At 64.1% G+C, this 23,370-nt stretch carries 29 protein-coding genes; 5 read left to right on the top strand and 24 right to left on the bottom strand.

Going from position 1 to position 23,370, the window contains the following annotated elements:
• Positions 1-21: 21 nt before the first annotated feature.
• Together ACZ5U1_RS00435 and ACZ5U1_RS00430 are read right to left on the bottom strand one after the other, a co-directional pair.
• The gene (locus ACZ5U1_RS00435) at positions 22-1,170 is read right to left on the bottom strand and encodes an EmrA/EmrK family multidrug efflux transporter periplasmic adaptor subunit (RefSeq protein ID WP_464778901.1); all 1,149 of its coding nucleotides are present in this window, start codon (positions 1,168-1,170) and stop codon (positions 22-24) included.
• Positions 1,163-2,674 (bottom strand): efflux transporter outer membrane subunit, encoded by a 1,512-nt coding sequence (locus ACZ5U1_RS00430; RefSeq protein WP_464780059.1) that lies wholly within the window; start codon positions 2,672-2,674, stop codon positions 1,163-1,165. The genes ACZ5U1_RS00435 and ACZ5U1_RS00430 overlap by 8 nt, the downstream gene beginning before the upstream one ends.
• An 89-nt stretch (positions 2,675-2,763) precedes the next feature.
• Here ACZ5U1_RS00430 and ACZ5U1_RS00425 point away from each other — a divergent pair, with 89 nt between their 5' ends.
• Complete coding sequence (locus ACZ5U1_RS00425) at positions 2,764-3,435, top strand: TetR/AcrR family transcriptional regulator (RefSeq protein ID WP_464778900.1); 672 nt, start codon at positions 2,764-2,766, stop codon at positions 3,433-3,435.
• Positions 3,436-3,487: 52 nt separating this feature from the next.
• Entirely contained in the window at positions 3,488-4,111 is a 624-nt protein-coding gene (locus ACZ5U1_RS00420; protein ID WP_464778899.1) for a response regulator transcription factor, read from the top strand.
• A 13-nt stretch (positions 4,112-4,124) separates the two neighbouring features.
• Here ACZ5U1_RS00420 and ACZ5U1_RS00415 read toward each other — a convergent pair whose 3' ends face one another.
• From ACZ5U1_RS00415 to argH, 5 genes are read right to left on the bottom strand one after another with little or no spacing between them, the layout of a single operon-like run.
• Positions 4,125-5,081, bottom strand: a complete 957-nt coding sequence (locus ACZ5U1_RS00415; protein ID WP_464778898.1) for a zinc transporter ZntB — start codon at positions 5,079-5,081, stop codon at positions 4,125-4,127.
• A complete protein-coding gene (locus ACZ5U1_RS00410; protein ID WP_464778897.1) occupies positions 5,078-5,836 on the bottom strand; it encodes a precorrin-2 dehydrogenase/sirohydrochlorin ferrochelatase family protein in 759 nt (252 codons plus the stop codon). Before ACZ5U1_RS00410 ends, ACZ5U1_RS00415 begins: the two co-directional genes overlap by 4 nt.
• A complete protein-coding gene (gene lysA / locus ACZ5U1_RS00405) occupies positions 5,836-7,101 on the bottom strand; it encodes a diaminopimelate decarboxylase (RefSeq protein ID WP_464778896.1) in 1,266 nt (421 codons plus the stop codon). Before lysA ends, ACZ5U1_RS00410 begins: the two co-directional genes overlap by 1 nt.
• A 25-nt stretch (positions 7,102-7,126) precedes the next feature.
• Positions 7,127-7,387: a hypothetical protein gene (locus ACZ5U1_RS00400; protein WP_464778895.1), complete on the bottom strand. Its 261-nt coding sequence runs from the start codon at positions 7,385-7,387 to the stop codon at positions 7,127-7,129.
• A complete protein-coding gene (gene argH / locus ACZ5U1_RS00395; protein ID WP_464778894.1) occupies positions 7,384-8,754 on the bottom strand; it encodes an argininosuccinate lyase in 1,371 nt (456 codons plus the stop codon). The genes ACZ5U1_RS00400 and argH overlap by 4 nt, the downstream gene beginning before the upstream one ends.
• Positions 8,755-8,812: 58 nt before the next feature.
• Here argH and ACZ5U1_RS00390 point away from each other — a divergent pair, with 58 nt between their 5' ends.
• Positions 8,813-9,409, top strand: coding sequence for a TlpA family protein disulfide reductase (locus tag ACZ5U1_RS00390; RefSeq protein ID WP_464778893.1), 597 nt, complete (start codon positions 8,813-8,815; stop codon positions 9,407-9,409).
• A 145-nt stretch (positions 9,410-9,554) separates the two neighbouring features.
• Here ACZ5U1_RS00390 and ACZ5U1_RS00385 read toward each other — a convergent pair whose 3' ends face one another.
• From ACZ5U1_RS00385 to ACZ5U1_RS00355, 7 genes are all read right to left on the bottom strand, one after another.
• The gene (locus ACZ5U1_RS00385; protein ID WP_464778892.1) at positions 9,555-9,728 is read right to left on the bottom strand and encodes a Trm112 family protein; all 174 of its coding nucleotides are present in this window, start codon (positions 9,726-9,728) and stop codon (positions 9,555-9,557) included.
• On the bottom strand, positions 9,725-10,336 hold the full coding sequence (locus ACZ5U1_RS00380) for an LON peptidase substrate-binding domain-containing protein (RefSeq protein ID WP_464778891.1): 612 nt from the start codon (positions 10,334-10,336) through the stop codon (positions 9,725-9,727). The genes ACZ5U1_RS00385 and ACZ5U1_RS00380 overlap by 4 nt, the downstream gene beginning before the upstream one ends.
• Positions 10,337-10,347: 11 nt before the next feature.
• Positions 10,348-11,259 (bottom strand): tetratricopeptide repeat protein, encoded by a 912-nt coding sequence (locus ACZ5U1_RS00375; RefSeq protein WP_464778890.1) that lies wholly within the window; start codon positions 11,257-11,259, stop codon positions 10,348-10,350.
• A gap of 82 nt (positions 11,260-11,341) precedes the next feature.
• Complete coding sequence (locus ACZ5U1_RS00370; protein WP_464778889.1) at positions 11,342-12,187, bottom strand: MipA/OmpV family protein; 846 nt, start codon at positions 12,185-12,187, stop codon at positions 11,342-11,344.
• A gap of 73 nt (positions 12,188-12,260) precedes the next feature.
• Positions 12,261-12,698 carry a DUF2141 domain-containing protein gene (locus tag ACZ5U1_RS00365; protein ID WP_464778888.1) on the bottom strand — a complete coding sequence of 146 codons (438 nt, stop codon included), beginning with the start codon at positions 12,696-12,698 and terminating at the stop codon, positions 12,261-12,263.
• Entirely contained in the window at positions 12,695-13,423 is a 729-nt protein-coding gene (locus tag ACZ5U1_RS00360; RefSeq protein WP_464780058.1) for a sterol desaturase family protein, read from the bottom strand. Before ACZ5U1_RS00360 ends, ACZ5U1_RS00365 begins: the two co-directional genes overlap by 4 nt.
• A 40-nt stretch (positions 13,424-13,463) precedes the next feature.
• Positions 13,464-14,354, bottom strand: coding sequence for a prephenate dehydratase (locus tag ACZ5U1_RS00355; protein WP_464778887.1), 891 nt, complete (start codon positions 14,352-14,354; stop codon positions 13,464-13,466).
• Between the two features lie 187 nt (positions 14,355-14,541).
• Between ACZ5U1_RS00355 and ACZ5U1_RS00350 the strand changes: the two genes are divergently transcribed.
• On the top strand, positions 14,542-15,201 hold the full coding sequence (locus ACZ5U1_RS00350; RefSeq protein ID WP_464778886.1) for a c-type cytochrome: 660 nt from the start codon (positions 14,542-14,544) through the stop codon (positions 15,199-15,201).
• A 100-nt stretch (positions 15,202-15,301) separates the two neighbouring features.
• On the opposite strand, the gene ACZ5U1_RS00345 is transcribed toward ACZ5U1_RS00350, so the two are convergent.
• The 4 genes from ACZ5U1_RS00345 to ACZ5U1_RS00330 form a co-directional block, all read right to left on the bottom strand.
• Positions 15,302-15,643, bottom strand: coding sequence for an ArsC/Spx/MgsR family protein (locus ACZ5U1_RS00345; protein ID WP_464780057.1), 342 nt, complete (start codon positions 15,641-15,643; stop codon positions 15,302-15,304).
• Positions 15,644-15,704: 61 nt separating this feature from the next.
• A complete protein-coding gene (locus ACZ5U1_RS00340) occupies positions 15,705-16,373 on the bottom strand; it encodes an aquaporin (protein ID WP_464778885.1) in 669 nt (222 codons plus the stop codon).
• Complete coding sequence (locus tag ACZ5U1_RS00335) at positions 16,370-16,738, bottom strand: ArsR/SmtB family transcription factor (RefSeq protein WP_464778884.1); 369 nt, start codon at positions 16,736-16,738, stop codon at positions 16,370-16,372. The genes ACZ5U1_RS00340 and ACZ5U1_RS00335 overlap by 4 nt, the downstream gene beginning before the upstream one ends.
• A 318-nt stretch (positions 16,739-17,056) precedes the next feature.
• Entirely contained in the window at positions 17,057-18,373 is a 1,317-nt protein-coding gene (locus tag ACZ5U1_RS00330; RefSeq protein ID WP_464778883.1) for a hemolysin family protein, read from the bottom strand.
• A 153-nt stretch (positions 18,374-18,526) separates the two neighbouring features.
• Between ACZ5U1_RS00330 and ACZ5U1_RS00325 the strand changes: the two genes are divergently transcribed.
• Positions 18,527-19,207, top strand: coding sequence for a YiaD family glycine zipper/OmpA-like lipoprotein (locus ACZ5U1_RS00325; protein WP_464778882.1), 681 nt, complete (start codon positions 18,527-18,529; stop codon positions 19,205-19,207).
• Between the two features lie 189 nt (positions 19,208-19,396).
• Here the strand turns inward: ACZ5U1_RS00325 and ACZ5U1_RS00320 are convergent, their stop codons facing one another.
• The 6 genes from ACZ5U1_RS00320 to argB form a co-directional block, all read right to left on the bottom strand.
• The gene (locus ACZ5U1_RS00320; protein WP_196225271.1) at positions 19,397-20,014 is read right to left on the bottom strand and encodes a MarC family protein; all 618 of its coding nucleotides are present in this window, start codon (positions 20,012-20,014) and stop codon (positions 19,397-19,399) included.
• Complete coding sequence (locus tag ACZ5U1_RS00315; RefSeq protein ID WP_464778881.1) at positions 20,011-20,661, bottom strand: Cif family virulence factor; 651 nt, start codon at positions 20,659-20,661, stop codon at positions 20,011-20,013. Before ACZ5U1_RS00315 ends, ACZ5U1_RS00320 begins: the two co-directional genes overlap by 4 nt.
• Entirely contained in the window at positions 20,658-21,551 is an 894-nt protein-coding gene (gene folD, locus ACZ5U1_RS00310; protein WP_464778880.1) for a bifunctional methylenetetrahydrofolate dehydrogenase/methenyltetrahydrofolate cyclohydrolase FolD, read from the bottom strand. The genes ACZ5U1_RS00315 and folD overlap by 4 nt, the downstream gene beginning before the upstream one ends.
• Positions 21,548-21,871 carry a DUF167 domain-containing protein gene (locus tag ACZ5U1_RS00305; protein ID WP_464778879.1) on the bottom strand — a complete coding sequence of 108 codons (324 nt, stop codon included), beginning with the start codon at positions 21,869-21,871 and terminating at the stop codon, positions 21,548-21,550. Before ACZ5U1_RS00305 ends, folD begins: the two co-directional genes overlap by 4 nt.
• Positions 21,868-22,158 (bottom strand): YggT family protein, encoded by a 291-nt coding sequence (locus tag ACZ5U1_RS00300; protein ID WP_196225267.1) that lies wholly within the window; start codon positions 22,156-22,158, stop codon positions 21,868-21,870. The genes ACZ5U1_RS00305 and ACZ5U1_RS00300 overlap by 4 nt, the downstream gene beginning before the upstream one ends.
• A 191-nt stretch (positions 22,159-22,349) precedes the next feature.
• On the bottom strand, positions 22,350-23,255 hold the full coding sequence (gene argB, locus ACZ5U1_RS00295) for an acetylglutamate kinase (RefSeq protein WP_230463238.1): 906 nt from the start codon (positions 23,253-23,255) through the stop codon (positions 22,350-22,352).
• Positions 23,256-23,370 lie beyond the last annotated feature (115 nt).

The raw sequence follows: 23,370 nt of genomic DNA, 5'->3' as shown, positions 1-23,370 counted from the left end.
CCTCGGTCACGCCAAGCTACCTCAAGCGCCCGAAAGGTCGATCTCGACCTCGGTCGAGAGGCCCACGCGGAGCGGATGCGCAGCAAGTTCCTTGGGATCAAGCGCGATGCGCACGGGCAGGCGCTGAACCACCTTGATCCAGTTGCCCGTCGCATTTTGCGCGGGGATCAGCGCCAAAGACGATCCGGTTCCTCCCGAAAAACCGACAACCTTGCCATGATAGACGACGTCGCCGCCGTAGATGTCAGCCACGACCGTGGCGGGCATGCCGACGCGCACCCGGCGCAACTGCCGTTCCTTGAAATTGGCATCGACATAAACTTGGCTGAGCGGGACGATGCTCATGATCGGGCTACCCTGCGCCACCCGCTGTCCAACCTGCACCTGACGGCGTGTCACCACACCATCGATCGGCGCACGGATGATCGTGCGGCCAAGGTCGAGCCGCGCATTTTCCAGCTTTGCCTTGGCGGCGAGGACGGCGGGGTCCGTTTCGACCGTAGAGCCACTGACTAAGGCATCATTCGCGGCAAGCTGTCCTTCGGCAGCGCCCTGAGTCGCGCGTGCCGTCGCCACGCCTGCGCGTGCCTGTTCAAGGCCCGCTCGTGCGGCGGCAAATGCCTTGCGCGCGCTGGTGACTTCTTCACCCGACACGGCTCCTTCGGGTGCCAACGCCTCGCGCCGCTGAAGATCGACGCGCGCCTTGTCATAGTCCGCCTGCGCAGCGGCGAGCTGCGCGCCCGCCTGCGTGATGTCGGCACTGCGCGCCTGCACCTGAGCAGCGAGCGATGAACTGGTCGCGGCGGTCTGGCGGAAGCGGCGGCGCGCTTCGGCAAGGTCAGCCTCCGCCTGCGCGACGGCGATGCGGGCGTTTGTGGGGTCCAGCCGCACCAATATGTCGCCGCGCTTCACCGCCTGCGTGTCGGTCACCCGCACTTCGATCGCCTGCGCGGAGATGAGCGGCGTCACCTGCGCGATCTCGGCATTCACATAGGCATTGTCGGTGCCGACATGATTGCGGCCGATCAGCAGATACCAGAGGGCATAGATCGCGCCGATGACGAATACGGCCAGGGCGAGGCGAACCAGCCACTTCTTGCGCTGCTCCATCCGCGCGCTCTTGTCGGCACTGCCGGTATCAGCTGTAAATTCGGGGGCTGCATCAGCCATTGGGCAGGTCCTTGGACGATGTGCCGCTGGTGGCGAAGCCGCCGCCCAGCGCGCGAATGAGGGCAATATCGGTCGAAAAGGTGAGGGCCTCAAGCTCCGCAACGGACTGGCGGGCCGAAAGCAACTGGTCCTCGACATTCAGCACGTCGAGGAAGGTGAAAAGGCCGCCTCTGTAGCGCTTCTGCGCTATGGCATAGGCTTCTTCCGATGCGGCCAGCGCGGCGCGCGCCTCCGTCAGCCGCTGACCCAATATCCGGCGGCCGGTGACGGCGTCGGCCACGTCGCGATAGGCGCCAAGGACGGTCTTGTCATAATTGGCGACGGCTTCGTCGAAAGTCGCCCGCGCGCCACGATAGCGACCACGCAGTTCCCCACCATGGAAGATAGGCAAGCTGATCGCTGGCCCGACATTGCCGAACAGCGAATCCTTGCTGAACAACGTGTCGAGGAAAGAACGGGGACCCGTCACCGACTGGTCCGTGAAAGATGTGTTGTAGCCAAGCGACTGCGCCCCGACGAGGGCACTCAGGCTGATGGCGGGGAAGAAGTCGGCGCGGGCAACCTTGATGCGCTTGGCAGCGGCTTCCGTGCGGGCGAGCGCGGCGGCGACATCGGGGCGCCGTGCCACCAGATTGGTGGTGACATCGGCGGGCAGGCCCAAATCCGCGACCTTGCCCAGATGCGGCTGCGCGATGGCAAGGCTGCGGTCGGGGCCTGCACCGATCAGCGCCGCGATCTGATGCTGCCGGACCGCGATGGATTGGTCGATTCCCGCCAGCACGGCGCGGGCGGCGGACACGGTCGCATCGGCTTGCCGCACGCTACCCCGCGTTTCCAGCCCGTTACGCTGCCGCTCCGTCACGAGTTTCTGGCTGGCGGATCGGATGTCCAGCGCGCGCTGCTGGATCGCCCGTTGGTCGAACAGGCGGGCAAGGTCAGCATAAGCATCGGCGATCCCCGTCGTCAGCGCCAGCCGCGCCTGCTGCGCATCGATGCGCGCGGCCTCCGCTTCCGAAGTTGCGGCGGCCAGCGCCGCCCGGTTCCGGCCCCACAGATCAAGGTCGAAATTCATATCGAGCGCGACTTGCCCCGTGCCCAGCCAACCTTTGGGCACGAAATCCTTGGGGAAGCCCATATTATAGCTCTGCTTCGTCGCGGCAGTCGATCCGGTGAGATCAACCGACGGCAAAAGCGGGGCTCCGGCCTGCTGCGCGGCGGCGGATGCCTGACGAAAGCGGGCCGAGGCGGCGGCGATGTCGGGGGAGGCGGCGAGCCCCTCCTCCATCAACGCATCGAGTTGCGAGTCGCCATAGCTTTTCCACCATCCATCGGCTGGCCACAGCGCCTCGCCCTGCCCCAGCGTTTGCGATGCCGCGATGCTGGACGCTGTCCGGGGCGTTGGGGCCTTGCCCAGGTCTGGCACCGCCGCGCAGGCGGAAAGCGCCAATATCGCCACCGGCAAAAGACCGGCTCGCGTGGAACGAATGAGACAATGCAGGGACATAAGAAACCGTACCATGTGGTATGAAAACCGCCTTTGCGCCTGCCGCACGGGCTTGTCAACAATATTATCGTACTCTATGGTACACCTTTATGACTGACCAGACAGACATGGCCACCCTATCCCGTCGTGAAGCGAACAGGCGCGATCGTCGTGACGCGATCGTCGCGGTCGCCCGGCGGTCGTTCCTGGAAAATGGCTATGCCGCGACCACCATGTCCTCCATCGCAGCCGAATTGGGTGGGTCGAAGGGCACCTTGTGGAGCTACTTCCCCGGCAAGGAAGAATTGTTCGCCGCCGTCCTGCGGGACGCGACGGAGACCTATCATGCCAGCCTTGCCCAGCTTCTCGATACGGGTGGCCCGCTTGAACAAAAGCTCCTGCGCTTTAGTCATGACCTGTTGCGCAAGGTAACATCGCCTGACGCGATCGCGCTGCATCGGCTGGTGGCCGCAGAATCGAGTCGCTTTCCCAAAATGGGGGAGATTTTCCTGGAACTGGCGCCTTTATATACCCGCAACCTGCTGGCCCGTTTTCTGGAGGTAGCGATGGAGCGGGGGCGGTTGCGGCGTGCCGATGCCCTGCTTGCGGCGCGGACGCTGATCGTGCTCACCTTGTCGGGCAGTCACCAGCAGATGATCTGGGGCAATGGTCAGCCGCCCACGCCCGAACAGGTGGACGCCGACGTGGCCTTCGCGGTCGATTGCTTCCTGCGCGCCTATGCGCCCGAAGCGGAGGCACCTTCACAGGGAAGATCGCATTAACCATTTATTTGCGCACTTATCCTAGATCAAGGCGTGTGAGGAGACGCACGCCATGCAGTTTTTCAAATCCGCTGCGAGGACGCTCAATACAGACAGCGACAAGGTAAAGAGCGCTCGCCCGCTCCGCCGCCGCAAGCTTCTACTGATCGAGGAAGACGACACGGCCCGGGCCGTGATCGCGCGCCGCCTCTCCCATCTCCATTATGATGTCGTGCTGGCCGAAAACGGCTTCGTCGCGCTGAACCGCCTTCTCTCTCGCTCGGTGGACATCATCCTGATCGACATGGGACTGGCGATCCTGCCGGGCATAGCCACCATGAAGAAAATCCGCGCCGCTGGCCTTGCCGGTCAGGCGAGCTTCGTGATGATCGCGGGCAAGCAGGATAACGCCAGCGTCGTGGAGGCTTTGGAGGCAGGCGCGGACGATTATGTGACCAAGCCTTTCGACTTCGATGTGCTGGACGCGCGGCTGCGCCATCTGTGCCAGCGCGCCGATGAGTTGAACGCCCTCACCCGGCACAATGCCGAACTCGACGCTCGCATTGCGCGACGCGCCGTGGAATTGGGCGAGACACGCGACGCGCTTGAGGAAATGCAGGTCGATAGGGCGCGACTGGTCTCGTCGATCCAGGCGTTGAATGATGAAATCGCCCGGCTGAGTGCTGCCCGAACCTGAAACGATCAGAGCTTCAGCGCTTCAACCAGCGAGTCGCGGTGAACCAACCGCCAATCCCGATCGCCATGGCGACGCAGACCGCCACCACGCCCCAAAAGGCCCACGCTTCATGGGCAAAGGGAATGCCGTTGACGTTCATGCCGAGCAGCCCCGTCAAAAAGGTGAGCGGCAGGAAAACCAGCGCCACGACCGATATGATCAACGCCTGCCGGTTCATCTGTTCCGCGCGCAGGTCCGTCAGCTCTTCATGCGCCAGCGCCGATCGCTCGCGCACCGCCTCCAACTCCTCCGCCATGCGGGCGCAGCGATCCGCCGCTTCCTGCAAATGCAGCCGGTCATCGGGATGAAGCCAGGGCGCATCCGCCGCCGACAATCTTTCCAGCGCCTGACGCTGCGGTGAGATGAAGCGGCGATAGCTGATCGCCGACGCACGAATTTCCGAAACCTGCCGCCGTACCTCCGCCGCGCCATTATCGCTTAGCGTGCTTTCGATCTCGTCCAGATCATCGCCAAGCTGCGCCACTTCCGGATCAAGCGCTTCGGTGATTTCCTGCGCAAAGGCCGCGATGAGGTCGCCCGGATCGCGAATCTCTCCGGCAAGCATCTGCTTCACCACCGGCTCCATCGCCGCGAGCGGACGGTAGCTGACGGTGATGACGCGCGCATGTTCCGCCCATAGCCGGATCGACACCAGCGGATCGCCGCTTGCCTCGGCGTCCGCCCCCAGGCCGCGCAGGTTGATGAGCGCGCCATGCGCCATCACCGTGCAACGCGGCCGGGTTTCCTGTGCCAGCAGCGCGGACAGTGCCGCCTGCGGCATATGGTCGCAGCGCGAGACGATGCTCTGCGCATCCTCTCGCCAGCCATCGGCATGAATCCAGCTGAAAGGCGCATGGTCGGCCTGCGCGCAAAAATCATCGAGGGAGATTTCGCGAGCATGGCCGCCTTCATTGACGAACACCCGGCTCATTGCGGCATCTCCAGCCAGAGCGAGAGCCCCTCCCCCGGTGTTTCCGGCGGCGTGGTGGCGGGAATGCGCACAGCGTCGGCGCGGGCACGGTCGAGGATCGCCGCTGGCACATCGGGCCTATGATAAATGCGATCGGCCTCCCCGAGCAGGCGCGCCGCGCGGAGCGTCAGGTCATCGGGATCGCTCGACAGCAGGCGCAGCGCGACAAGACGGGAGGGTTCCGCATCGCCCTGCTGAGCAAGCCAACGGGGCACCTCGTCAGCGGCATCCTCGCGCAACGGATCGATCAGGCCGCCAGCCGACAGCCCAGCATCGATCGCGCGGCGGCGAGCGCTGGCATCGGGCCAGCGTGCGCGGATGGCGTCTCGGGCAGCGTGCAACGCGGTCGCGAGCGCGCCCAGCTTTTCCGGCAATATTGCCTCGATCCGCTGGCGCAGCGCCTTTGCCAGCCCCGCCGACGCACCGCCCGTGCCGATGGCGATCAGCACCGGCTCACGGTCGATGATGGCTGGCAGAGTGAAGTCGCAAAGCTCCGGCCGGTCGGTCGCATTCACCAGCACGCCCCGCGCCTTCAGCCGCGCAGCCGTCGCATCATCGCCATCCGCGACAATCGCGATGGCCGCGTCCTCAGCCTCCCCGACGACGCGCGCGCCCGCCCGTTCCAGCAACCGCCGCTTGGCATCCACAGCCTCGCCGCTCCCCGTCAGGATGACGGCCCTGCCCTTCAACACCAGGAAGACGGGCAGGCTTTGCATCAGCCCTGCACCCAGTCGGGGATCTTGTCCGCCTCGATCAGCGCCTCGATCGGCGGGCGGGCGCGGACCACGGCCCATTTGTCGCCGGACACCAGCACCTCGGGCGTCAGCGGGCGGCTGTTGTAGGTGCCCGCCATGGTCGCGCCATAAGCGCCCGCCGTCATGAAGGCGACGAGATCACCCGCCTGCACCACGTCCATGTCGCGATGCATGGCGAAGGTATCGCCTGTCTCACAGACCGGCCCCACCACATTGGCGGTCTCCCGCGCGCCCGAAGGATCAACGGCGCGAATGTCATGCCAGGCGTCGTAAAGGCTAGGCCGCATCAGGTCGTTCATCGCCGCATCGACGATGACGAACGGCGCCTGCGCGCCTTGCTTCACGCGCACCACCCGCGACAGCAGCGCACCCGCATTGCCGACGATGACGCGGCCCGGCTCGAACATCAACCGCACATTCCAGCCCTGCGTCACCCGCGTCACCATCTCGCCATAGACAGCCGGCAGCGGCGGAATCGGGAGCGACGGGTCGTACGGGACGCCCAGTCCACCGCCCAGATCGGCGGTGCGGATAGCATGCCCAGCGGCGCGCAGCTGCTCGATCAGGACGCCGACCTTCGTGAAGGCCGCCTCAAGCGGCGCAAGATCGGTCAGCTGGCTGCCGATATGGACGGCGACGCCCTGCACATCCAGACCCGGCAGGTCGCGGGCAGCGGCATAGCTTTCCAGCGCCCGATCATAAGGAATGCCGAACTTGTTTTCCGACTTGCCGGTCGAAATCTTGGCGTGCGTCCCCGCGTCCACATCGGGGTTGATGCGATAGGCGACGGGCGCCTTCTTCCCCATCGACAGCGCCACCTCGGACAGCATCTCGGCCTCCGGCTCGCTCTCCAGATTGAACTGGAAAATGCCATGCTCCAGCGCCAGCCTCATCTCTTCGGCGGTCTTGCCGACCCCGGAAAAGACGATGCGATTGGCCGGAATGCCCGCCGCGATCGCCCGTAGCAACTCCCCGCCCGACACCACATCAGCGCCCAGCCCCAGCTTGGCCAGCGTCGCCAGCACCGCGCCATTGGGATTGGCTTTCACCGCAAAGGCGATCAGCGGATCGTCCAGCCGCGACAGGGCATCGCGAAAGACATTGACGTGGCGCGTCAGCGTCGCGGTCGAATAGATATAGACCGGCGTGCCGACCGCCTGCGCGATGTCCGCCATCGGCACCTGCTCCACATGCATGGCGCCGTTCACATAGTCAAAATGGTCCAAGGCTTGTCTGTCCTAGCGAAGCGTATCAGGGCTGGTTTTCAGGCGGCAGGTCGAACGCGTCATCCTTGCGCTCCTCCGACTGCGAGAGGATGTCGACGCTGCGTTCCGGCCGCGACTGCATGGATGGCGTCATCAGCTGCTGCGCGGTGGGTGAGGCTGCGGCCCCGACCGGCACGGCGGGCAGTTTCTGCCCTTCGACGGGTTTCAACGGCTGACGGCCACCGCAGGCGGCGATGGCGAGCGTCAGCACTGTGACGGCGATTGCGCGACCGATGCCGATCCTCATGCCTGTCCGTCCTTCCGTGCTTGGGCGATACGCGCGCGCACCTGATCGGGCGCGGTGCCGCCATGGCTCTTGCGGCTGGCAACCGACGCATCGACCGTCAGCACCGCATAGATGCGCTCATCGATGCGGGCGTCAATGGCTTTCAGCGTCTCGATCGGCAGGTCGGCGAGCGGCGTGCCCGCGCTCTCCGCCGCCGCGACCGCGCGGCCGGTAATATGATGCGCCTCACGGAACGGCACATTGGCCTCGCGCACCAGCCAGTCGGCAAGGTCGGTGGCGGTGGCAAAGCCGCTCTCGGCAAGGCCGCGCATCCGATCGGTGCGGAACGTTACCGTCTCGATCATCCCCGTCATCGCCGCGATCGACAGGCCCAGCAGATCATGCGCCTCGAACACCGGCGGCTTGTCGTCCTGCATGTCCTTCGAATAGGCGAGCGGCAGGCCCTTCATCGTGACGCAGAGCGCCGTCATGCAGCCCATGATCCGCCCGGCATGGCCGCGCACCAGTTCGGCCGCGTCCGGATTGCGCTTCTGCGGCATGATCGAGCTGCCGGTCGAATAAGCGTCGGGCAGCTTCACGAAGCCGAAGGGCTGGCTAGCCCAGATGATGAATTCTTCCGCCAGCCGCGACAGATGCAGGCTGCATTGCGTCGCCGCCATCAGATAATCGAGCGCGAAGTCGCGGTCGCTGACGCTGTCGAGGCTGTTGTCAGTCGGCTTGGCAAAGCCCAGCGCCGCCGCCGTCGCATGGCGATCGATCGGAAAGCCCGTCCCCGCAAGCGCCGCTGCGCCCAGCGGACATTCATTCAGCCGGTCGCGCGCATCGGCAAAGCGGCTGCGATCACGGCGGATCATCTCATAATAAGCCATCAGGTGATGGCCCAGCGTCACCGGCTGCGCGGATTGGAGGTGCGTGAAGCCAGGCATCACCGCATCGGCATGTTCCTCTGCGCGGGCGAGCAGCGCCTGTTGCAGCGCCCACAGCCCCGCCGCCACCTCATCAATGGCATCACGCACCCACAGGCGGAAGTCGGTCGCCACCTGGTCATTGCGCGACCGCGCCGTGTGCAGCCGCCCCGCCGCCGGGCCGATCAGTTCGGCCAGCCGGGACTCGGTCACCATGTGGATGTCTTCAAGGTCCAGATTCACCGGCACGCCGTTCGCTTCATATTCGGCAGCGATGCGGTTCAGCCCTTCGGTGATTGCCTGCGCGTCCTCGCCTTCGACGATGCCCTGTTTGGCCAGCATCGCGACATGCGCCTTGGACCCGGCGATGTCCTGCTTCCACAATCGCTTGTCGAACGGGATGGAGGCATTTATCTCGCGCATGACCGAAGCCGGACCAGCTGCGAAGCGTCCGCCCCACATGCTGTTGGAGCCGTCTCCCGTGCGACCTTCCCCGTCCCGATCAACTTTGCCCTGCGTAATGACACTGCTCCTGCTGGCTGGCCTCGGCGCGTGCGATAGGCAATCGCCGGGCGCGGGGCAAGATCAAGCCAATAGCAGCGCGCCAGTCCCCCCGACAAGCGGCGAGGCAACAGGTGCCCCGCAAAGCGGCAAGGGCGCGTTCAGCTTCACGCTCGACCGTTCAAAGGCAGGCACCCCTGCCCCCGATTTCGCCTTCACCGGGCCGGATGGCAAGGACGCCACCTTGCAGGATTTCGCGGGCAAGCCGTTGCTGGTGAACCTGTGGGCAACATGGTGCGCACCCTGCATCGCGGAAATGCCGACGCTCGATGCCGTCGCCAAGGCTTACGGGGCCAAGGGTCTGGCGGTGCTGACCATCTCTCAGGACAGCCAGGGCGAAAGCGTGGTGAAGCCGTTCTTCGCCAAGCACGCGCTGCCGCACCTTAAAAGCTTCATCGATCCGGAAAACCAGTTCGGCTTCCACTATGCGACCGGCATGCTGCCCACGACCGTGCTGTACGACCGGCAGGGCAAGGAGATGCTGCGCGTCGTCGGCGCGATGGACTGGAACAGCAAGGAAGGTCGGGATCTGATCGAGGCGGCGTTGGAGTCTTAGAGTCAAATCCTCCCCATGCCGAGCATGGGGAGGGGGACCATGCGAAGCATGGTGGAGGGGAAAATTGCACGACCTGCGCGTTCTTCCCCTCCACCACCGCCATTGGCGGCGGTCCCCCTCCCCATCTTTCGATGGGGAGGATTTTCTAGCCTAGCGACCGCGCCTCGCGCACCACCATCACTGGCACGCCATCCCGCACCGGAAAGGCCAATCCCGCCGCATCCGACACCAGCTCGCTCCTTTCCGCATCCCACCGCAACGGCGTCCGCGTCACGGGACACACAAGCTTCGCCAGCAAATAGGGGTCAGGCGAAATCATTGCATCGTCGCCCCGCCATCGGGCTCCATCCGGCCGACGATCTGCATCAGCTGAATGATCCGGTCGCACCGCTCGCTTAAGCTGTCCGCCTCCAGCAAGGTCTGCTTGGCGGCAGGATCGAATGGCGCGATCTGGGCAATGCCGTTCACCAGCGACGTGTCGTCAAGCCGCGACACGGCGGTCCAATCCACGACATAGCCCAACGCGTCGGCAAAGCGTCGCGATTCCTGTTCCAGCGCCGCGCGTTCGACGGAGTGCAGCACCTCATCCTCCGGCGCCTGCTCGACATCGGCCTCGATCTGGCGGAAAGCGGTGGTGACGTCGAGTTCGCGGATCACCCGGAAACGCGCCAGCCCTTCCAGGATGATGTTGAAACGGCCGTCATCCAGCACCTCGAACTCGCTTATGCGGCCCAGGCATCCGACATCGTACAGGGCGGGCTTGCCCCCCTCCCCGCGCGGCTGGATCATGCCGATGCGGCGGTCCCGCGCCATGGCGTCATGGATCAGCGCCCGGTAACGCGGCTCGAATATATGCAGCGGCATGTCCATGCCCGGCAGCAACAGCGCCCCGGACAGCGGAAAGATGGAGACGCGGGCGCGGTTCACCGGCCGCGCCGTCAGGAAAAGAGGATCTGCGACAATTTGCGCCGCTGTCCCGCGACCCACGGATCTTCAAGGCCCGTAGCCTCGAACAGCTTGAGCAGTTGCGCCTTGGCCGCGCCTTCATTCCATTCGCGGTCGCGGCGGACAATCTCCAGCAGTTCCTCGGCGGCCCGGTCCCGCTCGCCATTCGCCATCAGGCCGCCCGCCAGTTCGAAACGCGCCCCATGATCGTCTGGATTGGCGGAGACCTTCGCCTCGACCCCGGACAGGTCGGCGACGGGCTTTGCGTCGCGCGCCAGAGCAATGGCGGCGCGGGCGCGGTCGATCGCCTGATCCTTGGCGACATCGGCGGGCAGCGCGGCGAGCACCGCCTCCGCCTCGTCCAGTCGCGCAAGCGCCACCAACGCGCGGGCATGGCCCGACGCAACCTCACCATTGTCCGGCGCCATCTGGCCGATCTGCTCGAACACCGAAAGCGCCCGGTCGGGCTCCCCACCCGCCAGCATTTCCTCGCCCATTTCAATGAGCGGGGCGATTTCCTCCAGCTGCGTCTTCTCATCCGATTCGATCGGCAACTGCGCCAGCAACTGGTCGAGATATTGCTTCAACTGCCCCTCGGTCCGCGCCTGGCTCAGGTCAGCGACCGGCTGGCCCTGGAACACGGCATATACGGTCGGGATCGACTGGACGCGGAACTGGGCGGCGATGAACTTATTCTCATCGACGTTGATCTTCACCAGCTTCACGCCCTTCGGCGCATAGTCGGCGCAGACCTTCTCGATGACCGGCGTCAACTGCTTGCACGGGCCGCACCATTCCGCCCAGAAATCGACGATGACGAGGCTGGTGCGCGACGGATCAACGACGTCGCGCCGGAACGCCTCCACCGCTGCCTTATCGGTGTCGCTCATTCCTAGGGTCGCCACTGCCGTATTCTCCTGCCTTGCTGCGCTTGGGTGCCGCGTCCATACAGCGCCTTATGTGGGGCGTCACCCTATCCGCACAAGATCAGAAGGTATAGCCAACGCCGACCGCGCCGATCCATTGGTTCTTCGACCCCACGATGCTCACAATGGGCGAGTCCGCATAGTCGCCCAACATCCGCGAATAGCCGCCCAGCGCGAACAGCGCCCAGCCCTTGCGGATATCGCCCGACAATGACACGCCACCTGTCAGATTGACGCCGACCTTCTTGAAACCCGCCCCATCGCCCGCGCGCGAATATTCCGGCAGGCCGGATGCCAGCGCCCCGGCGGCATCGACATCATAATAATAGCGGCCATATTTCTTGCCCACATAATCGGCCGAAACGCCCAGGCCCACGAAGCTGCGGGTGGAAAGCGGGGTGAAATATTCGATCGCTGGCGTTACGATAAAGCTTTCATGCGCGCCCGCGACATCCTTCGTCATCGCCACGCGCACCGACAGATTGTCGTAGGCGCTGGTGATGATGCCGGTCTTGCCGATGCCGACAAAGCCGCCAAGCTCCACCGCCCTATCGCGTTCGCCAAGCGCGCGCACTGCGTCATCCTTGATATTCTTGCGGCTCGACCGATCGAAACGGACGCCCGCCACCGGCCCCAATTGCAGGTCGATGTCCTGCCCCCGATTGGGGATGACATCGAAATAAAGGCTCGGCCCGCGCGTCCAGAAAGCGAAATCACTCACCTTGCCACGCAGTTGGGGCACGGGGATCACCCGATAGTCGTCCGACCCTTCATAGCTCGGAACAACGGCGGCGCCGATGCCGACCGTCAGCGCATTGCTGTCCTCTACCTCCTGAGCAAAAGCGGTGTCGGCGGCACCCAGCGCAATAAAGGCGAGGCCCGCGAACAATATCTGTCGATGATTCATAAATCCCCTGTTCCCAGCAATATGGTCAGCGCCTAGAATGTTTCGCTGTCATTACAGTTCCGGCGGCCCACAGTCAGAGGAAATATTTGACCTTTATATCCTGACGCATCGCTGCCCCCGTCACGGTAAATTGCGCGGAGCGGAAGCTGGGCGCGCCGAACCTTATGGCGGGGTTCCGGGAAAAGCCCACGCCCTCGCGCGGGATGCCGACGAACGTGTCGAGCTTCCCATTGCCATTTTCATCATGAATGATCGCGACGCTATAGGTGCCGGGCGCCAGATCGCCCAGCGGGATCGCCGCTGATGTCGTGGCGACGACCAGATGGCGCTTGTCCGGATCATCGCTGCAATCGGGAAAATAGGCGGGCGACCGGGCGACGCAGACGAGCAGGTTTCCCTTGTGCGATCGCAGGCCTTCAACCCCGATGCTGATCGGCTGCGGCTGTCCCACGGGCGCGGCGCCGGGCAGGATCATCATGGCCACGACCGCGAGCAGCAATTTTTCCTTCATCCGTGCGTCTTCCTAAAATCGCCCAGTCCCCGGTCGGTCCCACACAGACGGTCCCAGACACGGAAATAAAGCCCGTAGTTGCAGCTATATTGTTCATGATGCCGCTGGTGATGGCTGGCTGTGATCAACCAGCGCCCCGCAAACCCATGCACGATCCAGCGCGGAAACATCTCCCACCCCATATGGTTCGACACGCCCATGATTGTCATGATCGCCAGCACGGCGCCCAGCGCTGCCACATGGATGGGAATAAGGAAAACCAGCGCCGGGACGACGATGGCGCCGCTCAACGCTTCCCATGGGTGAAAGCTCATCGCGGCCCAGGCCGTTGGCGGGCGGCTCGCATGATGCACGGCATGCGCGACCCGGAACAGGCGCGGCCGGTGCATCCAGCGATGCGTCCAGTAAAACCAACTGTCATGCGCCGCGAGATAGAGCAGCACCGAAACCAGCAGATACCAGAGCGGATAGGCGGCAGCGTCAGTATAGATGCGCGTCCAGCCCTGCGCCTGCCAACCCCATGCGACCACGCCCGCCGGGATGCCGTAGACCAATGCCGACGCCAGCGACCAGCCGATCTCCCGCCGGATCTGCGGGTCCAGCCCGGCATAGAGTCCCGGCTGCCGGACACGCGTCGCCAGCGCAAAGCCACCACTGGTGATCAGATAGCGCACCGCCACGATCGCGCTCATGGCAAGAGCGGAAAGAAGGATCGCGGCCAGCATGGGATCGACTATAGGCAGCAGCGCCCGACCCGTCACCCCATCAGGTCCGGGGCCGCGCCTGACGATAGCTGCCCAGCATGCGCACCCACTTGCTGTGGAATTCCAGTTCGGCCAGCGCGCGATCCACGGCGGGGTCGCCCGGCATGCCCTCAATGTCGCAGAAAAACTCCGTCGCGGCGAAGCTTGCGCCCCGCTGGTAGCTTTCCAGCTTCGTCATGTTGACGCCGTTGGTCGCAAAGCCGCCCATCGCCTTGTAGAGGGCAGCGGGCACATTCTTCACCTCGAACAGGAATGTCGTCATCACCGGACCATCATCGGCCTCCGGCATGGTCGGCTCGCGCGACAGCACCAGGAAGCGCGTCATATTGTCGTCGCTATCCTCGATATTCTCCGCCACCATCTTCAGGCCATAAAGCTCGGCCGCCAGATAGGGCGCAACGGCGCCCTCCCCCGGCTTGCGCGATTCCGCCACCAGCGCCGCCGCCCCCGCCGTATCGGCATAGGTGACCGGCTGAATACCCCGCTCGCGCAGATAATGGCGGCACTGCCCCAGCGCCTGCGGATGGCTGATCGCGCTTTTGACCGGGCTATCGTCGATGGCCATCAGGCAGTGGCGGATGCGCAGGAAATATTCGTCAACGATATGCAGCCCCGATTCGGGCAGCAGGAAATGCATGTCGGCGACCCGGCCGTGCAGGCTGTTTTCGATCGGAATGATCGCCCGCGCCGCCAAACCATTGCGCACCGCGTCGATCGCATCTTCAAAGGCAAAGCAGGGCAGCGGCACCCAATCGGGCGCATATCCCAGCGCGGCAAGGTGCGAATTGGCGCCCGGCGCGCCCTGGTAGGCGATGGCGCGCGACGGGTCGGCTGCGGCCTTTTCGGCGAGTTCCGCGACCAGCGCGCGGGCGGGGGCAGGATAGTTTTCCATGGATGAAGCGCGCTTAGGCACTCCTCCGCGCGCGCGCAAGCGTGTCGAAATCCCCGACTGAAACCGGGCAAGGTGCCATAGCTGCCAACCATGCTTGCACGTTCGCTCTTGCGTCATTATGGCAGCGCGCTAGAGGGGGCGCGGAAACCAAGCCGCCAGAACAGAAATTCAAGGGAATCCAAGCGAAATGGGTGATCGTTTCAACACAGTTGCAGGCTGGGCGTTGTTTGCGGGGATCATTGCGCTGGGTGGCGGCATCGTCAGCTCCAAATTATTCCATTCCGAACGGCCCGAAAAAATGGGCTACGCAATCGAAGGCGTGGAGGCTGAGGGCGAAGGCGGCGCAGCTGCTGGACCGGGCCTGAACACCCTGCTCGCCAGCGCCGATGTTGCGGCCGGTGAAAAGGTCTTCGCCAAGTGCGCGGCCTGCCACACCGTCAACCAGGGCGGCGCCAACGGCATCGGCCCCAATCTTTTCGCAACCGTCGGCGAACCGATCGGTCAGGGCAAGGGCGGCTTCGCCTTCTCGGACGCGCTCAAGGGCAAGGGCGGTAACTGGACCTTCGAGAATCTGGATCACTGGCTGAAGAGCCCGCGTGAATTCGCGCCCGGCACCAAGATGACCTTCGCGGGCCTGGGCAACCCGGCCGACCGCGCGAACCTCATCGCCTGGATGAACACGCAGGGTTCCAACCTGCCCCTGCCCGCCGCCGATGCCGCACCCGCCGAAGCGAGCGCAACGCCTGCCGAAGCTGCTGCGAACGCCACGAACGCCGCCGAAAGCGTCGAGGGCAAGGCTCCCGCCAACGCGGCTCCCGCGACTGGCCCGGCTGCTGCTGGCAAATAAACCGGAGGGGTCAGCCCCTCCTGTTGAACCTGACGGGCGCGGCACTGATTGCCGCGCCCGTTGCGTTTGGGAAGTGCGCCTTTGTGAACCTCGGGTCGCCTCAGGGCTTTACGATCTCACCATCCTCCTTGGTGAATCGATCGGGCTGGCGGTCCAACAGGGTCAATACGACCTCTGATGGACGACACAGTTTTGTGCCCAGGGGGGAGACCACAATGGGGCGGTTCACAAGGATGGGATGCTCAACCATCGCCGCCAGGATTTGATCATCCGTGGCATCCGCGCCCATCAAGCCGAGTTCCGCGGCAGGCGTGCCCTTTTCTCGCAACAGATCACGCGGCGACACGCGCATATCGGCGATCAGCTTCTCCAGTAGGGAACGGGTCCAGCCGATGTCGCGATACGCAATGACCTCGGGACGATAGCCCGCAGCCTCGATCATCGCCAACGCGTTACGCGACGTGCCGCAATCGGGATTGTGATATATCGTAATGGGAAAGGCATCAGACACGATGCGGGTCCTCCTGTAAAAGCCAGCCAAACACCATCAGCGCGACTATGGCGCCTGCACTTTGGCCGCCGATGAACAAGGGGATCGATGATGGCGCAATCCCCGCAAAGCTGTTCGTAAAGCCACGAGCCACGGTCACGGCAGGATTGGCAAAGGATGTGGACGCCGTGAACCAATAAGCGGCGGTGATGTAGAGCCCCACCGCCGTCGGCGTGAATTCGGGTCGGGACCGCTGCGTCGTCAATATCGTTCCGATCAGGCCGAAGGTGGCGACGGCCTCCGCAAAACCTTGCCCCCAGCCGTCGCGCAATTTGGTCGAGATTTGCAACACCGGCTCGGCGAACATTGCGTGCGCCATCCATACACCAACAACAGCGCCGCAAATCTGTGCGACCACATATTGCAACGCCTTTTGGAGGGTGACTTCACCCCGCAGCAGGAAAACAAGCGTTACCGCCGGATTGAAATGTGCGCCCGACAGCGGCGCGAACATATGGATCAGGACGACAAGGCCCGCCCCGGTCGCGACCGTGTTCGCCAATAATGCAATCGCATCATTACCGGCGGCAAGTCGCTGTCCCATGATGCCCGATCCCACGACGACGGCCAGCAGCATGGCCGTGCCCAAGGCTTCAGCGGCAATGCTGCGGATGACTGTCATTGAGGCGAACAGCAATTTGCGGTGTCCACCATGGCGACCAAAGGTGCGCAGATTTCCGGACGTCCTGCGCAGCAGTCGGAAACGAGAAACTTCAAAAGATCACCCATCCCCTCAAAATCGGCGGAGTAGATCACCGATCGCCCCTCCCGTCGGGACTGGATCAGGCCAGCATGTCCCAGAATAGTGAGATGCGTCGAAAGCGTGCTTGGCAATGCGCCCACTTCGCGCGCTATTTCTCCGGCCGGGATACCTGAGGCGCCTGCACGAACAAGCAGGCGGAAGACGGCCAGCCTGTGATTATGCGCCAATGCCGACAGTGCCTCGACGGCATCCGGTAACGAAATCTGCTGACTTTCACCTGCCACGGACGGCGACCTTCCGATTCGACTATTCGATAAAATCCGAAATATCGAATTATACTGCCCAAGCCAATGGGTGCGTTCGGCTAATCAAACGTCCTTATGACCGGCCTTGGTCCTTAGTCGCCGTCCCCCAGATTTGAGACATTAGCCCCTCTCCTTCAGGGGAGGGGTTGGGGTGGGGGCACGCCGTTACAGGTCAGCTTTCCCTTGGGGCACGCCCCCACCCCTCAGTCCCCTCCCCTGAAGGAGAGGGGACGAAGGATGTCCGCGACCGGTCACACGCCAACCCCTAATCTCCTGCAACGTCGCCAGAAGGCCCTTCTAACGCGCCGCCACCAGCAGTTTGTCGATCTTCCGCCCGTCCATATCGACAATCTCAAATCGCCATCCCTGATCGTCGATAAAATCGCCAACCTCGGGCAAGCGCTTGAGTAGCCACAGGGCATGGCCCGCGACCGTGGCATAATCGCGGTCTTCGGGCAGGTCGATGCCGATCCGGTCGGCGAGCAGGTCGACGGGCATCTGGCCCGATACCAGCAGGCTGCCATCGTCCCGTTCCACAATGTCGGGTTCGTCATGCAGGTCGCGATCGGATGCGAAATGCCCCGCGATCGCTGACAGCAGGTCGGCAGGCGTCGCGATGCCTTCGAAATGGCCATATTCGTCATGCACCATTACCATCGGCACATCGGCCCGGCGCAGCACTTCCAGCGCGTCCATCGCGTCGACCTGATCGGGCACCACCTCCACGCGGCGCATCAACGACCCCAGGTCAAGCCGTTCTCCCCGGAACAGCGCCGTCATGATGTCGCGTGCCTGCACCACGCCGATAATATCCTCGACCGTTCCACGCCCCACCGGCAGACGGGTGTGCGGCGTTTCGAGCAGCCTTGCCCGGATGGTCTCCTCATCCGCGCCGATGTCGATCCAGTCGACGTCCATGCGCGGCGTCATGACTTCGCGCACCGGCCGGTCGGCCAGCCGCACGACGCCTGAAATGATCGCGCGCTCGCTTTCCTCGATCACGCCCGACCGGCTCGCTTCCGCGACGATCAGGTGCAATTCCTCGGCCGTCACATGATGTTCCGACTCCCGCCTCATGCGCAGCAGACGGAAGATGATCGCGCTCGATCCGTCGAGCACCCAGACGATCGGCGCGGTGATCCGCGAGAGCAGCAGCATCGGCGTCGCCATGAGCACCGCGATGGGTTCAGGCGAGCGCAGCGCGAACTGCTTGGGCACCAACTCACCAATAATCAGCGAGGCGTAGGTGGTGAGGCCAATGACAATCGCAAAGCCAAGATTTTCGGCCGCATTGGACGACAGCCCCAGCAGTTGCAGCCGCTCGCCCACCGGCCCACCAAGGCTCGCGCCAGAATAGGCGCCCGCGACGATGCCGATCAGGGTAATGCCGATCTGGACGGTGGAAAGGAACTTGCCGGGATCGCTCGCCAGCAGCAGCGCCGTGTTCGCGCCGCGACGACCCGCCTTCTCCATCGCCTGCAACCGGGGGCGGCGAGCCGACACGATCGCCAGTTCCGACATGGCGAAAACGCCATTCAGAGCGACCAGCGCCAGAATGATGACAAGGTCTGCCCAGGGAAAGGGCGTCGGAGCGTGCGGGGGGATCGTGGCCATGGTGGTCAGCTACGCCCTATAAACCTGTTCCTTACAGTTTCACAACCATCGCATCACCTGCCGTTCAGTTCGCCTGTGGAACAAAAGCATGGCTTTGACGATTGGGGCCTGCATCCGCGCTTTCGGGTGCAAGACAAAAAGGGAATTGAATCTATGCGGATTTCTCATCGCATCATGGGTACGGCAGGTCTGGCCGCCATGCTCGCCACCGCCGCTTGCACGACGGATCCCAACACCGGACAGCGTCAGATTTCCAAGGCAGCGATCGGCGGCATCGGCGGCGCACTGGGCGGTTATCTGCTCGGCGATCTGGTCGGAGGCAAGCGTGACCGCACGGAAAAGATCCTGGGCGCAGGCATCGGCGCGGTCGCAGGCGCGGGCATCGGCGCCTATATGGACGCGCAGGAACGCAAACTGCGTGAGGAAACCGCCGGCAGCGGCGTCGATGTGATCCGCGATGGCGACAATCTGGTGCTGCGCATGCCGTCGGGCATCACCTTCTCGACGGACAGCGCGGCCGTGCAGCCGCAATTCCGTCCCACGCTGGACGAAGTATCGTCAGTCCTCGCGCAGTACCCCAAAACCTATATCGACGTGTACGGCCACACCGACAGCGATGGCGCCGACGCCTATAACCAGACCCTGTCCGAACGCCGCGCCCAGTCGGTCGCCGACTATCTGACCAGCCACGGCGTCCAGTCGGCCCGCATCGCAACGCGCGGCTTTGGCGAAACCCAGCCCATCGCCTCCAACGCGACGGCAGAAGGCAAGGCCAGCAACCGCCGCGTAGAAATCAAGATCGCGCCGGTCACGGAAAGCGACGTCAGGGCTTAAGCCTGTCGCAACACCAAACGGAGCCGGGACGCGCCCCAAGCGCTCCCGGCTTCTTTCGTGGGCGAGGCACCTCCCCAAAAAACTCCGTTCGCCCTGAGCCTGTCGAAGGGCTCTTCTTTTCTTAAGAGGAGTGAGTGGCTCCTAACGGCTCAGCCCCACGGGCAGGGCTTTGATAAAACGAACCGAACCTCAAAAACTCGCCTTCAACCCATCGATCACGAACTGCGCAGCCAGCGCCGCCAGCAGCACCCCCAATAACCGCGTAATCACTGCCTCGATCTTGCTGCCCAGCCGCGCCATGATCGGCCCCGCCGCCAGCAACGCGCCCAGCATCAGCACCAGCGTCACCAGCACCGCGCCCATGACGACCAACCGCTCGCTCAATCCTTCGGCCTGCGACATCAGCAGCATCACGGTGGCGATCGACCCCGGCCCCGCGATCATCGGCATCGCCATCGGGAATACCGACACATCCTCGACCTCGGGCGTCTCGGCGATCTTGTGCGCCCGGTCCTCGCGCCTTTGGGTGCGCTTTTCGAACACCATGTCCATCGCGATGATGAACAGCATGATCCCGCCCGCGATCCGGAAGCTGTCGAGCGCGATGCCCAGCACCCCCAGCAGCTGCTTCCCCCACAGCGCGAAGATAAACAGGATCACCGCCGCGATCCCAACCGCGCGGATCGCCATCGCCCGCCGCTGCGCATGGCTCGCCCCGGTCGTCAGGCTGGCATAGATGGGCGCGCAGCCGGGCGGATCGATGACCACGAACAGCGTGACGAAAGCGGAGATGAACAGCTCGATCATGCTCCGGGCGCCGCCACCCTGTCGTCGATCACCACATCATACCCCGCGCCGTTCCAGACGCGCACCATGACATGGCGGCTACCATCGGCCGCAACCTCCGCATTCCACAACAGGCTTTCATCGGCAGGCGGCACCGCTGCTTTCGCCTCGGCTCCCACCGCCTCAGGCGCTTTACCTCGTTTGCAAGTCGCGACCTTCCCCACCAGAAACTCCGGCGCAGGACGCGGCGCGGCAAGCGTATCGCCATGATCCAGCACCCATTTCCACGCGCCTTGCTTGTCCCGCCGCCAGATCGTCGTGAAATAGCCGACAGAGCCATCCGGCCGCTGCCAGTTACCCGTACTTGCCGCCAGATTGCCGTCGCACGACACATATATGGTAGCAGGCGTCCAACTCACCGGCTTGGGCGGATCGGCCCGCCCTTTCAGCCATTGTTTCGCCATCACCCGCTGCGGCACGAACATCACCGCATCCTCGGCCGCCGTTTCGCGAAAGGCGGTCCACTGCCCCTTGTCCCGCGCCAGACGATTAAAGGCGATCTCTGCGGCGAAGACGGAACTGGGATCAGGCTGGTGCCGCATCGGCGGCCGCGCCGCGACCAGCCCGACAAGGCAAGCCGCGATCAGGACGGTCCGCCTTGCCGTCACAGCCCCTCCGGCTTTGCCAGCCCCGCGCGCGCATGCGCCGCCACCAGCGTATTACGCAGCAGCACCGCGATCGTCATCGGCCCAACCCCGCCCGGCACCGGCGTGATCGCCCGCACATGGGCCAGCGCCTCGGCCGTGGCGACGTCGCCTACGATCCGGCTCTTGCCATCCTCGGTATCGGTCACGCGGTTGATGCCGACGTCAATCACGGTGGCGCCCGGCTTGATCCATTCACCCTTCACCATCTCGGCGCGGCCTACGGCAGCCACCACAATGTCGGCGCGATGCACGACCGAAGCCAGGTCCCGCGTGCGGCTATGCGCAATCGTGACAGTGCAATTCTCGGCAAGCAGCAGCTGCGCCATCGGCTTGCCCACGATGTTGGACCGGCCCACGACCACCGCCTCCATGCCGGACAGATCGCCCAGCTCATCCTTCAGCAGCATGATGCAGCCCAGCGGCGTGCAGGGCACCAGCGCCTCCTGCCCCGTCGCCAGCCGCCCGCTATTGACGACATGGAACCCGTCCACATCCTTGGCCGGGTCGATCGTGCCGATCACCGCCGCCTCGTCAATATGGTCGGGCAGCGGCAACTGGACGAGGATGCCGTCCACCCGGTCATCGGCGTTCAATTCCTCGACCAGTTCGAGCAACGCATCCTCGCCGATGCTGGCGGGCAGCTTGAACTCCAGGCTTTCCATGCCGGCCTCGACCGTCATCTTGCCCTTGTTGCGGACATAGACCGAGCTGGCCGGGTCCTCGCCCACCAGCACGACGGCCAGACCCGGCTTGCGCCCCGTACGTTCGACAAAGGCGGCGACGCCGTCCGCCACTTTCGCGCGCAGCGTGGCGGCGAAGGCTTTTCCGTCGATGATCTTGCCGATGGTCATGCTGCCTCAACCCGTTCCTTGATAATGGCGGACAGGCGCGCCAGCGCGTCGATACCGCCCTTGATACGAAGCCGCTTTAGCCGGTTGCTGTCACCCGATTCCAGCGAAATCGCGCTCCTCGGCCAGTCCAGTGTCTTGGCGAGCAGCGCAATGAGCGCCACGTTCGCCCTGCCCTTTTCCGGGACGGCGCGGACGCGCGCGCCCAGCCATTGCGCATCCTTCTCATCCGTCCAGCACCCGCTTATGTCTTCACGCGCCGCGCCCGGCGTCAACCGGACAGACAGCAGCAGGTCGTTACCGTCCTGCCTCCAGACGCTCACACCAGCCCGAAGAGCGGCGGCAATATGGCCTGTCGGATGATCAGGATGGCGAGCAGCACGACCATCGGCGACAGGTCGAGCGCGCCAAGATCAGGCATCACCCGTCGGATCGGATTGTAGATCGGCGCCGTCATCCGGTCGAGCGCCACGATGATCGTGCGCACGATGTCGCTGGACGTGTTGATGACATTGAAGGCGATCAACCAGCTCATGATCGCCTGGATGATGATGATCCACCACAGCACATCGAGCAGGATGACAATGATCTGATAGAGCGCGTAGGCCATGCGGTCTCCAAATTGACTGCCGCTGCTCTAGCCGAGGGACAGGCTCCGCGACAAGCCGGGAGCAGGTGCTTTCCGATGATTGGGATTTTGCGACCCATCCCCGTTCGTATCGAGCGAAGTCGAGATACGGATGCGCATACAGCTTCTCGACTTCGCTCGAAGCGAACGGTCGCTGCTTCCAAAACCCCGGCTCACCGCCGCACTAAAGTACCGGCACCGCGCTTGGTGAAAATCTCCAGCAGCATCGCATGCGGCACCCGTCCGTCCAGGATAACGGCAGCATCCACGCCGCCCTCGACCGCCTTCACGCAGGTTTCCAGCTTCGGGATCATCCCGCCGCTGATCGTGCCATCCTCTTGCAGCACCTTGATCGCCGCCGGGTCGAGGTCAGTCAGCAACTGCCCCTGCTTGTCCAGCACACCCGCCACATCGGTCAGCAGGAAGAAGCGCGAAGCCTGAAGCTCCGCCGCGATCGCGCCCGCCATGGTGTCGGCGTTCACATTATAAGTGTGCCCGTCAGCGCCAATGCCCACCGGCGCGATGACCGGAATGATGCCGCTCTGCGTCAGCGTGTCGAGGATCGACCGGTCGACCTTCACCGGATCGCCGACAAAGCCGAGATCGACATTGCGCTCAATACCCGAATTGGGATCGGGCGCGCGCGTATCGCCAACCTTCTCGCACAGGACGAGCCCGCCATCCTTGCCGGAAATGCCGACAGCCTTGCCGCCAGCTCCGGAAATCCAGCCGACAATCTCCTTGTTGATGGAGCCCGCCAGCACCATTTCGGCGATTTGCGCGGTTTCCCTGTCGGTGACACGCAGGCCGTTCACAAAGTGCGATTCGACCCCCAGCTTCTTGAGCATCGCGCCGATCTGCGGCCCGCCGCCATGGACGACGACGACATTGATGCCGACCGCCTTCATCAGCACCACATCCTCGGCGAAATCGCGCGCCGCTTCGGGATCGCCCATGGCGTGGCCGCCATATTTCACGACGAAGGTCTGCCCCGCATAGCGCTGCATATAGGGCAGCGCCTCCACGAGCGTTTCGGCCTTGGCGAGGAGAGCGGGGTCGGGGGCGTGCTTGCTGTTCATGGGCGCGCGCAATAGGGCCTTATAGATGCGGGGGCAAGTTGGTGGGTAAATGCTGTCATTTCCACTCTCCCCTTTAGGGGAGAGGGTGCCGAGCGAAGCGAAGGCGGGAGAGGGG

Source organism: Sphingobium sp. TomTYG72 (genome assembly GCF_055394715.1).
This window is presented reverse-complemented; position numbering and strand designations above follow the sequence as displayed.